Origin of the sequence: Anaerococcus sp. HMSC068A02, from assembly GCF_001811125.1 — a bacterium.
GTDB classification, from domain to species: Bacteria; Bacillota; Clostridia; order Tissierellales; family Peptoniphilaceae; genus Anaerococcus; species Anaerococcus vaginalis_C.
The window spans coordinates 110,380-121,821 of the sequence record NZ_KV803747.1 but is presented as its reverse complement, the minus strand read 5'-3'; the positions used below and the strand labels follow the sequence as shown (position 1 = coordinate 121,821).

Annotated in this window: 8 protein-coding genes; all 8 read right to left on the bottom strand. The window is 28.1% G+C overall.

Features of this window, described 5'->3' with window-relative positions; genetic code table 11:
- Positions 1-43: 43 nt before the first annotated feature.
- The 8 genes from HMPREF2782_RS04380 to pheT all read right to left on the bottom strand — a co-directional run bounded on the left by HMPREF2782_RS04380 (position 44) and on the right by pheT (position 11,428).
- Complete coding sequence (locus HMPREF2782_RS04380) at positions 44-418, bottom strand: RidA family protein (RefSeq protein ID WP_039920558.1); 375 nt, start codon at positions 416-418, stop codon at positions 44-46.
- Positions 419-518: 100 nt separating this feature from the next.
- Complete coding sequence (locus HMPREF2782_RS04375; RefSeq protein ID WP_070641149.1) at positions 519-1,619, bottom strand: tetratricopeptide repeat protein; 1,101 nt, start codon at positions 1,617-1,619, stop codon at positions 519-521.
- Between the two features lies 1 nt (position 1,620).
- Positions 1,621-2,322 carry a hypothetical protein gene (locus HMPREF2782_RS04370; protein ID WP_070641147.1) on the bottom strand — a complete coding sequence of 234 codons (702 nt, stop codon included), beginning with the start codon at positions 2,320-2,322 and terminating at the stop codon, positions 1,621-1,623.
- Complete coding sequence (argS, locus tag HMPREF2782_RS04365; protein ID WP_070641145.1) at positions 2,322-4,022, bottom strand: arginine--tRNA ligase; 1,701 nt, start codon at positions 4,020-4,022, stop codon at positions 2,322-2,324. Before argS ends, HMPREF2782_RS04370 begins: the two co-directional genes overlap by 1 nt.
- Positions 4,023-4,036: 14 nt before the next feature.
- Entirely contained in the window at positions 4,037-6,382 is a 2,346-nt protein-coding gene (locus HMPREF2782_RS04360; RefSeq protein WP_070641144.1) for an endonuclease MutS2, read from the bottom strand.
- Positions 6,382-8,598: a peptidase U32 family protein gene (locus HMPREF2782_RS04355; protein ID WP_070641142.1), complete on the bottom strand. Its 2,217-nt coding sequence runs from the start codon at positions 8,596-8,598 to the stop codon at positions 6,382-6,384. The genes HMPREF2782_RS04360 and HMPREF2782_RS04355 overlap by 1 nt, the downstream gene beginning before the upstream one ends.
- Entirely contained in the window at positions 8,598-9,122 is a 525-nt protein-coding gene (gene zapA / locus HMPREF2782_RS04350; RefSeq protein WP_004839179.1) for a cell division protein ZapA, read from the bottom strand. The genes HMPREF2782_RS04355 and zapA overlap by 1 nt, the downstream gene beginning before the upstream one ends.
- An 8-nt stretch (positions 9,123-9,130) precedes the next feature.
- Positions 9,131-11,428, bottom strand: a complete 2,298-nt coding sequence (gene pheT / locus HMPREF2782_RS04345) for a phenylalanine--tRNA ligase subunit beta (protein WP_261668625.1) — start codon at positions 11,426-11,428, stop codon at positions 9,131-9,133.
- Between the last annotated feature and the right edge of the window lie 14 nt (positions 11,429-11,442).

Below are 11,442 nucleotides of genomic sequence, written 5' to 3'. Positions count from 1 at the left end.
TATTTTTTTCTATTGTCAAATATTTTTTTATTTGTTTATTTTATTAGATTTCTGCTATTGCTTCGATTTCTAATAATCCATTTTTTGGAAGTTTTCCAACTTCTACGCAGCTTCTTGCTGGTTTGTGATCTCCAAAAAATTCTGCATAAGCTTCGTTTACTGCTGCAAAGTCGTTTACGTCATCTAAGAAAATATTTACTTTTACTATTTTTTCTACTGATGAGCCACCTGCTTCTACGATAGCTTTTACATTTTCTAATGATTGTCTTGTTGCTTTTTTAACGTCATCTGAAATTAATTCACCTGTTTCTGGAACTAATGGTAGTTGTCCTGATGAATATACAAATCCGTTTGATACTATTCCTTGTGAATATGCTCCTACTGCACCTGGTGCATTTTTTGTTTCAATTATTTTCATAATTTCCTCCTATTTAAGTAAACGTAATTACATTATAAACATACTTTTTTTCTATTTTTATTCAACTGCAATAAAAAAAATCTCAAAATTTAATTTGAGATTAATTTATTTTATATTGTTCTTTAATTATTTGTAAGTTTGTTGATAATTCGTCGCTAAGGTCGTCATAGCTTTCTAAATTTTCTATATCTTCTTTGGCTTTGTTGATATTATTTAGTGATAAATTTATTTGCAACCTATTGTAGATCATTCTTGGATCTTCTGGATATTTTTTTAATCCTTGATTTATTATTTCTATTGCATCTATTGGTTTTTCTATTGCGTATAAGCTTATTGAGTAATCGTTATAAAGCTCTCTAAATTCTCCGCCTTTTTCTAGGGAATTTTCAAAGGCTAGGATGGAATTTTCGTATTGTCCTACATTTTGATAGGCTACTCCTAAATAATAATAAGCGTCTGCTCTTTTTGTTTTTGATAGAAGCCTTGTTAGAATTTGTATTGCTCTGTCAAAGTTTCCTTTTCCAATATAGTAAAGTCCTTCTTCGATTTCTGCATTATCAAAAATCATTTTGATTTTATCTCTTATTTCGTTTTGGGCTTCTATGTCTTTTGTTCTTTGTAGAGCATTTTCATAATAGGATCTTGCTTTTATATATTCTCCAAGATTTGCGTATATATTTCCTAATTCATAATATGAAAGTGGAAAATCTTCGTCTTGGCTTATTATATCTTGCAAAATTCTAAGGGATTCTTTGATAAATTCGTCCTTATATTCTGTATCTTCGTAGGCTTTTGGCCACAAAATTCTTGCATAATTATAGGCATTATATTTATCAAAAGGATTTATTATATAAGCTCCTCTCAATAAAAGCAAAGATTTTTCTGTTTTGTTTTCCAAATTTTTTAAGGCCTTTTGTGTTGCATAGGCTCCTATATTTTTTATATAATTTTCTATAATTTTAATATAGGCATCTTTGTATTTAAAATCCTTATCTATAGCAAGGTTCATTATTAATCCATCTAAAATAATATCTAGATTTATTTTATTTTCAAATTCTCCATTTATTACATTTTCTGATAAGTCTTCTGTGTAAAGAGCTAGTGGAGTTTTGTTTAATAAATCGTATGATGATTCTTTTTTTAGGTCAATATATCCAAGCTTATCTGTAAAATTCAAAAAATATTGGTCAATTTTTGCCATCTTATCCTCTCATAAATTTTCTTTGTCTGTAGGAATGATTTGATAATGTTTTAAATAAATGTCCTTTAAATAATAAAGATATTGTATCCCAAAGGGCAAGCAATATTACATATATAAATTCATTTCCAAATGCTGATGTGTTTACTACAATCTTATTTATCAAAAATGAATCTATCAAAATAAATATTAGGGCATAAATTCCCCACACAAAAAAATTGTTTTTTACAAAATTAAATGAGTCTATAAGTATACTAAATCCATAAACGCTATCTATATAGACAAGCTCTATTACAGCTGATGTGAATAATTTAAATACAATTCTAAGCAAATTAGAAATTGCAGGATCAAGTCCACTCAATAAATTATCAAATATAAGCTCAATTATATAAATTGAAAACATTGCTGCCATTATTAAATAGAAAAAATTCGATATGGAATTTTCTATTGATTTTTTGCCTGTATTATTGTAAAGAACAATTGATCTTAAAGCTTGAGCAACAAAACACAAAATTAATATTTCTATAAAATAATTTATTAATGATGATAGGTATGAAGAGTTTAAAATTGATAAACCCTTCATGCCTTCAAATATCGACCTAACTACCAAAGATATGAAAAGAATATAGGATTTTTTTATTTTTTTTACACTTTCTGAAAATGCGTATTTAGAACATTCTAAAAAATCTATAATTCTTTCACTCATTACATTTGTTCCACTGTTTTTATTCCTAATATTCCTAAACCATTTTTAATTACTATTGATGTAGCTTTAGTTAGGGCAAGTCTTTCTTCTTTTAATTTTTCATCATCTACCAAGATTTGTGTAGAATTGTAGAATTTATTGAATTTTTGAGCAATTTCCATTACTTTTCTTGCAACTACTGATGGTTCAAGTCTATTTTTAGCAAGTACTATTGCATCTTGGAAACTTTCTAGTGCTTTAATCAAGCTGTATTCTTCATCTGTATTTAATTTTTCAAAATTCATTTGTCCAAATTCTTCTTTTCCAGCTTTTCTTAATACAGATTTTGCTCTTGCATAAGTGTAGTGAACGTATGGGCCTGTTTCTCCTTCGAAGTTTAATAATTCATCCCAATCAAATACATAGTCTTTGATTCTTGAATTGTATAATTCTTGGAATTTAACTGCACCAATACCTACAATTTTTGCTGCCTCATCTAGATTTTCAATTTGATTATCTCTATCCTTCATTATTGAATATGTTTTTTCGATTGTTTTATTTAAAACATCTTCTAAGAAAACAACGTGACCTTTTCTTGTTGAAAGAACTTGGTCTTTTAGTGAAACCATACCAAATTGTACGTGTAAAACTTCTTCGCTTACATCTTCGTGTCCCATTAAGTATAAAATTTTCTTTAATTGTTGGAAATGTAATTTTTGTTGGCTTCCTACAATATATATATTTTTATCTAGTCCATAGGTTCTATGTCTATAAAGTGCTGTAGCAACGTCTCTTGTAATATATGCTGATGAACCATTTGATTTAATTAACATTGATGGTGGCAAATTAAATTCACTCAAATCTACAATGTAAGCTCCATCAGATTCTACTAAAAGATTTTTTTCTTTTAATTCTTCAAGGGCTGCTGGCATCCATTGTGAATGGTAACTTTCTCCGTGATAATTATCATATTTTATATCAAGCATTCCATAAACTCTATCAAATTCTCTCAAAGATAAGTCTTTAAACCATTGCCATAATCTCATAGCTTCTTCTTCGCCATCTTCAAGATTTTTAAATTCTTGTCTAGCTTTTTCTTGATATTCTTCGTTATCTTCTTCTTCCTTTGTATATCTAACATATAAATTTAAAAGCTCATTGATAGGGTCTTTATCGATTGCTTCTTTATCTCCCCAAAGTTTGTAAGCTGCAATCATTACACCAAATTGTGTACCATAATCTCCAATATAGTTAGAAGCTGTTACATTGTATCCAAGATATTCGTAAATATTTCTAATAACATCTCCAATTACTGTTGATCTAATGTGACCAATGTGGAAAGGCTTAGCAATATTTACAGATGAGAACTCAACAAGTTCGTTGATTCCCTTACCCATATCACTTTTACCATAGTCATCTTCTTTTTCTATAACTTCATTAATTACATCATTTGTTACTTTTTGTCTATCTAGATAAAAGTTTACATAAGCATTTTCATTTACAATTTTTTCAACGCCATCAATTTCCAAACTACTTGCAACTTCTTCTGCAATAAGTTTAGGATTTTTTCTCATAGTTTTTGCCAATGTAAAGCAAGGAAAAGCAAAATCTCCCATATTTTCTTGAGGTGGAATTTCAATTAAATCATAAATTTCTTTGTAACCCAACCCTAGTTCTTTTTCTTCTAATTTTTTAGCTATAATTTCTTTAAAATCTTTCATATTCCCTCCAAGTCCTATTTGAATTTTACAATTGTTACTCCGTATCCACCTTCTTTTTCATTTCCAGGTCTATAGGAGTCGATCATCTTATTATTTTTTAAATAATCATTTATACCATTTCTCAAAGCACCAGTTCCCTTGCCGTGGATGATTTTTGCTTGGTCAAGTCCTGAGAGCATAGCATCATCTAGGTATTTGTCAAAATTTCTCAAAGCCTCGTCATATCTTTGACCCCTCAAATCAAGAGTTGGAGAAATGTGCATGGCTTTTTTTGCCTTATAAATTCTGTTAGTATTTTCTTTAGTCTTATTTTTTGACTTTATTTTGGTAACATTTTTAATATTGGAATCCATTTTCAAAATACCCATTTGTACTTTTATATTACCCTTTTCGTCGGGATTTTCAATTACTTGAGCCTTTTCATTTAATCCTTCAATTAAAACTACATCTCCAACTTTTAAATTTTGCGGAGCGTTTTTGCTTATTTTTTCTTTAAATACTTCTTCTTTTTTGTCAATTTTTGAAGATTTATATTTATTTCTAATATCATTTAAAGACCTATCAATATCAGAAGTGTTTGCATTTTTTGATTTTTTTGCAATTTTTAGCATATCTTGGCTTGCTTTATTTGCTTCTTCCAAAATTTTATTTGCCTTATCTTCTGCCTTTTCTATGATTTCTTTTTCTTGTTTTTTAATATTTTCAGACAAAGCCAAAAGATCATTTCTTGCTTTTTTTATTTTTTTCTTGTAATCTTCTATCTCTTGATTTTTTATTTCCATTTCTTTTTTATTTTGATCAAGCTGTTCAAGAATTGTATTGAAATTTTTATTATCATCTGAAAGAATTGATTTTGCATTTGCTAATATTTTTTTATCTAAGCCAAGTCTTTTTGAAATTTCAAAAGCATTTGATTTTCCTGGAGTTCCTATAATTAATTTGTAGGTTGGAGATAAGCTTTCAACATCAAACTCCACGCTTGCATTCATTACTCCTTCTTTTTCCAAAGCATAATATTTTAATTCAGAATAATGAGTTGTTGCAAAGGTCATTACATTTTTATTTTTCAAAAATTCCAAAATAGAAATTGCAAGAGCAGCTCCTTCTGTTGGATCTGTACCACTTCCAACTTCATCTAATAAAACCAAAGAATTTTCGCTGACATTTTCGGTGATTTTTACAATATTTGTAAGTGATGCCGAAAAAGTTGAAAGGCTCATTTCAATTGATTGGGTATCGCCAATATCCAAAAATATATCATCAAAAACATTTACCACACTATCTTCATCGCAAGGAATATAAAATCCTGCTTGAGCCATTAAAGAAACAAGGCCTACAGTTTTAAGTGATACAGTTTTTCCTCCTGTATTTGGTCCTGTAATTATTAATGTCTTGTATCCATCTCCAATTTTCACATCAATTGGAACAACATTTCCTTTCAAAAGTGGATGGCGGGCTGACTTTAAATTTATGATTTTTTTATCTGTAAGTTTTGGTATGGTGTATTCGTGTTCCAAAAAATATTTAACTTTTGCTTGCAAGAAATCAATTCTTTGAATTAATTTTTGGTTTTCTAAAATTTCTTGATCAAAGCCTTCAACAAATCTTGAAAGCCTATCCAAAATTCTTCTAATCTCATCACTTTCTTCTATTTGTAAATTTGAAAGATCATTGTTTAATTCAACAATTGCATTTGGTTCAATAAAAAGTGTATTTCCTGATTGAGACCTGTCGTGGATTATTCCATTTAAAACTGATTTTTTATTTGTTTTTACTGGAAGAACATATCTTCCATCCCTAATTGAAACAACCTTATCTTGGAGAGATTCGTCAAATTTTGGAGATGAAATGTAAAATGCTAATTTATTTTTAATTTCAGCTTCTTTTTTGCCTATTTTTTTTCTAATTGACCTTAAATTTGCTGAGGCATTATCTGCTATTTCATCTTCCGAAATAATTGACCTTTCAATCTCATCTTTGATAAAATCATTTACTGAAATCCTATCAAACAAATCTTTTATGTAAGGATTTTCAATATTTTCTCCGTATTCTTTAAGATAATTGCTTACCCTGAGTAAGTCCAAAACTTTTAAAAGCTCAAAGGGTTCTAATATTCCTTTTTTTCTTACATATCCAATAATTTCTTTTAAATCGAAAAGTCCAAAAATATCTATATTTCCATTTTCTACAATGACCTCTTCCATGGCTTTTGTTTTATCAAGTTCGTCTTTTATTTCTTTTATATTATTTTTAGGTTTTATTTTTGAAATTTCTTTTTTAACAAGTTCACTTCTTGCATAAGTTTTGAGTTTTTCCAAAATTTTTCCAAACTCCAAAACTTCTAAGGTTTTTTCCTGCATTAAATAACACCCCTGTCGTATCCAAGATTGTTAATCTTATTTTTTCTTATATTTTTTAAATCTTCATCATCTCTTACAAGATACAATAAAGATACTGATTTTTCAATTTTTTTAATGTCAATGTTGGCACTTTCATTGGAATAAATTCTAGAAAGTCCATCCCTTCTTTTTATATCAAAAACATTTCCCTCTTCATCTTTTATTTTTGAATCTGAAAATTTACAAGATTCACAGCCAACAAGCCCACATTTTTTTATGGCAGAAAATGGACAATGACGCATATTCATAAGTTCAATTGGACCGTATGCCAAAATTTCTGTAGGATATGATCTTGAATTTTTATTTATATTTTCAAAAGAATTTTCAACTGAAGATGAAATCATTGAAGAAAAGTCATTGTAAAAATCAAAAGTATAGGAATTAAAAACGTTGAGATATCTACCAATCCTGATTTCAAATCCATTTTTTATAAGTTCATCTTTTAGGACAAAATCTTTGTAATTATTAAAAACTACTCCCTTAAAATTTTTCTCTTTTAAAAATGTAATAAAATCAAGGTCATATTTTTGATCAGCATCCATAATATAAAAAATATTTAGCCCATCAAACTTTTTGTCGTATTTTCTCAAATAAATATTGTCAAAATCTTTTAATAAAGAAATATCTATGTCATTTGACAAAAGTTCTATGTTTTTTTCTCTTTTAATTTTCTTTTTATCTTTTAATTTTCTTTTTTCAATTTTTACTGGTTTATTTTTATAAATAGCAAGCCTTTTTTCATTTAAAATTTCTATCGCTCTTCTTCTCATTGAATTTATATCTTTTTTTCTCAAAAATATATTTGAGTCGATATTTATTTCAACTTCATTAGCATTATAAATTGTATTTCCAAGTTTTGTAAGATTTTCTGAAATATCTTTTTTCGTTAAAGAAATATTTTTTCCTTCTTCAACCAAATTTTCCCCTTCATAAGAAATTTTTGTATCTTTATATTTGAGGGTAATTTTGGGATTTTGTCCAATTTGCGCTTCAAATTTTATGTCCAAAGGCAAATTTTTGTAAAAATTTAGACCTTGGTCTAAATTGTCTCTTAATATTTTTGAAGAAAGAAGATAAATTTTAGAACCTAATTTTGCATCTTTAAAATCTTTTAATTCCAATTCTTGATTTTTTTTCAAATCCTCTGTCAAGGTCAAGGGAAGTTTTCTATTTTTTTCAGTTGTAACTTGAAGAATTGATTCTTTTATCAAATTTGAATTTGATTTGAAAAATCTCTTGCCATTTTTTTCATAAACTTCGCCAATTTCTCTGTGTTTATTTTCATTTTCAAGGGCAAGATAGGATGATTTTTGTCCAAATATAAAACCGTTTGTGTATGACCTGTTCGAAATATCTCTTAATTGGTCCTTATCATAAGAGTTTTTCTCTAATTTTTGCCTATAATTTTTTACAGTATTGTAGACATATTCATCAGTTTTCATTCGTCCTTCAATTTTTAATGAATCTACTCCAGCCTTTATCAAATCATCGGTAAAATCTATGGTTGATAAATCTTTCATTGAAAGATAGTAATCTTCTCCCAAAACTTTTCCGTCATTTATAAGCTGATATTTTTTTCTACAAATTCCTGCACACCTACCCCTGTTTGCAGATCTTTTTCCAAGATATGATGACATCAAACATTCTCCAGAAAAAGAAACACAAAGAGAGCCATGAACAAAAACTTCTGTATCAATATCTAGTTTGCAAATTTTTTCTATCTCATCAATTTCTGTTTCTCTTGCAATCACTACCCTGTCAAAGCCAAGATTTTTTGCAGCAAGTGCCCCTTCATAATCTTTTATTGCCATCTGGGTTGAAGCGTGAAATTCTAATTTGTGCTTTGCATTTTCATTTATATCTTTAACCAAAGAATATAGACCAATATCTTGGATCAAAATCGCATCAGCTCCGTATTCAAAAAGTTTTTCAATATAAAAAATAGCCTTATCAATTTCTTCATCTTTAATAAGAGTGTTTATAGTTATAAAAACTTTCTTATCAAATAAATGAACATAATCAATTACTTCTTCTATGTTTTCTAGGGAGAAATTTTTGGCGTAGGCTCTTGCCCCAAAATCGTCAAGTGCTAAATAAAAACTGCAAGCCCCTGCAGAAAGTCCAGCATAAAGCATGGACATTTTCCCAACAGGAGCTAATATTTCAACATCTTTCATTATAAATCTCTTTTCAAATCTTCATTTTCTTTTTGAAGGTCTAAATTTTCTTCTTGCAAAGAAATAAGATTTTCTCTGAGTTTTTGAAGATTTTCATCTTTGGATTTATTTATTTTATTTTTCTTGTCAATTTCATCATTTAACCTATTGATTGTAGAATTTAATTCATCGATTTTTTTCATAGATTCCATAAAATCTTTTTTTGATTTTTCAAAGTCATCTTTTATAAGTTGATTCTCTTCTTCCAAATCTTCATAGGCTTCTTTTATTTTTGGATAATTTTCAATTGGTTCTTCGGCTTCTTTTCTTAAATTTTTATGCTTAATCAAAAGTTTATACATTTCATCAGCAATATTTAAAGACGCCAAAACCAATTGGTTTTCACGAGTTAGCTTGTCATTGTCGATTTCTCTTATTTTTTTGTCGACATAAGCTGCTATTTGTTCAATTTGATTTTCATCTTGATCACTTATCAAAGTGTAGTCCATGCCAGCAATATTAACAACAATTTTATTATCTGCCACTTTAACTCCTAACTACGCAAGTTTATATTTTCCTTACTTAAATCTTCTAAAAATTCTTTTTCAATTTTTTCTACTTCTTTATCTTTTAATGTAGCATCATTTTTACCGTAGGAAACTTTGTATGAAATTGATTTTTGTCCCTCATCAATTTGACTTCCAGTATAAATATCAAAAATTTCAATATTTCTTACCAAACCATTAGCTCTTGAAATAATTATATCTTCAATCATTTGACTTTCTACATTTCTATCACAAGTAAATGAATAATCACGTAAAATTGATGGGAATTTTGAAAGAGCTTTATATTTTACTTGGTCGATTTTTTTATCTTTAATCACAGAAAGATCAATTTCAAGTGCCAAGGCTGAATTTTTAATTTTAAATTCTTCCATAACTTCATAGGAAATTTGTCCCATAATACCAATTTTTTCCCCATCAAGATAAATATTTGCACATCTTCCTGAGTGGAAAGTTTTGATATTTTCTTCAGTTTCAAATCTAAATCCATAAAAACCAGTTTTATTCATTGCCTTAATAAAGAAATCTTTCAAATCATAAAAGGAATAATCTCCATAAAGCCCCATAGTCAAATATTGTTTTTCTTCTGGAAGATCAGCTCCATCTTTAATAAAAGCAGTTCCAATTTCATAAAATCTCAAATCATTTTGTTTTTTGGAAATATTTTTATAAAAAGTATCAAGCATATTTGAAAGAAGGGTTGTTCTCATTACAGAATAATCTTCTCCCAAAGGATTTATAATTTTTATATAATCTCTTAATTTTGAATTTTCATCAACCAACAATTTATCATAATCTCTTGGAGAAATAAAAGAATATGTTGTAATTTCTGAGAATTTTTGTCCAAACAAATTATTTTTTAATTCATCTTTCAATAATCTCATAGGAGATTTTTCTCCTCTTTGCAAAGATGAATAAAGTGGTTTTGACTCAACTTTTCCCATTCCATAAAGTCTTGCAACTTCTTCAATTAAATCAGCTTCAATTGAAATATCCATTCTGAAATTTGGAATATTTGCTTCAATTGTGTCATCATCAATATCTTCAACATCAAATTCCAAAGATTTTAAATAAGAAATCGCATCATCTTTTGAAAAATCTTTTCCAATTAAAGAATTTAATCTAGAAATTCTAAGTTTTACTTTATTTTCTGGACTTTCTTTTATTCCCTCATCAAAATGATCTTCTAAAACTTCTCCAATTCCAAGATCAGTTATAAGTTTCATAACTCTTTTTGATGCAAAGTCTGCATTTTCTACAGAAATTTCTTTTTCAAATCTTGAAGAAGCCTCGCTTCTTAAATTTAAAAATTTGGAAGATTTTCTAATATTATCAGAATCAAAATTTGCTGATTCAAGAAGGATAGTTTTTGTATTTTCTGTAATTTCGCTATCCATTGAGCCCATAATTCCTGCAAGGCCAATTGCCTCTCTTCCATCAGAAATTACCAAAACTTCCTCATTTAATTTTCTTTCTTCTCCGTCAAGAGTTTTAATTATTTCTCCGTCTTTTGCATCTCTTACAATTATTTTTCTATCATGTAAAGTTTCAAGGTCATAAGCGTGAAGAGGTTGACCTGTTTCAAGCATTACAAAATTTGTAATATCTACAACATTATTTACAGGTCTCATTCCAGCAAGCATCAAACAATTTTTAAGCCATTGAGGAGATTCGCCAATCTTTACATTTTTAATAATTCTTCCTGTAAATCTTTTACAATTTTTAGATTTTATTTCAATTCCATTAAAATAATCTTCTTTTTTATCAGAAACTGTTGGATAATCTAATGATGGGTAAGTAATTTTTTTATCAAAAGATGCAGCAGATTCCCTTGCCATTCCAATAATTGAAAGACAATCTGGTCTATTTGGAGTAATTTCATATTCAATTACTGGAGTATTTGAAAATAAAACTTCAACAGCAGGAGTTCCTGGTTCAAATTTTCCAGATAAAACTATAACTCCATCTTTTGATTTTTTTTCAATAACTGAATCATCATAACCAATTTCTTTGTATGATGTAAGCATGCCTTGGCTTATAATTCCAAAAAATTCGTGGTCATCAATTTTTTGTCCATTAATTTCTGATCCTGATCTAATTACTATAAGATAGTCGCCTTCTTTTGTATTTTTTGCAGAAGTTACTATAGTAATTTCTTCTCCAACATCAATTGTAAGAACAAATAATTTGTCAGCATTTGGATGTTTTTCTTGTTTTAAAACTTTTCCTACAACAAGGCCATCAAGTTTATCAGAAATAAAATTTACACTTTCAACTTGTCTTTTCATATCTCCTCCTAAAT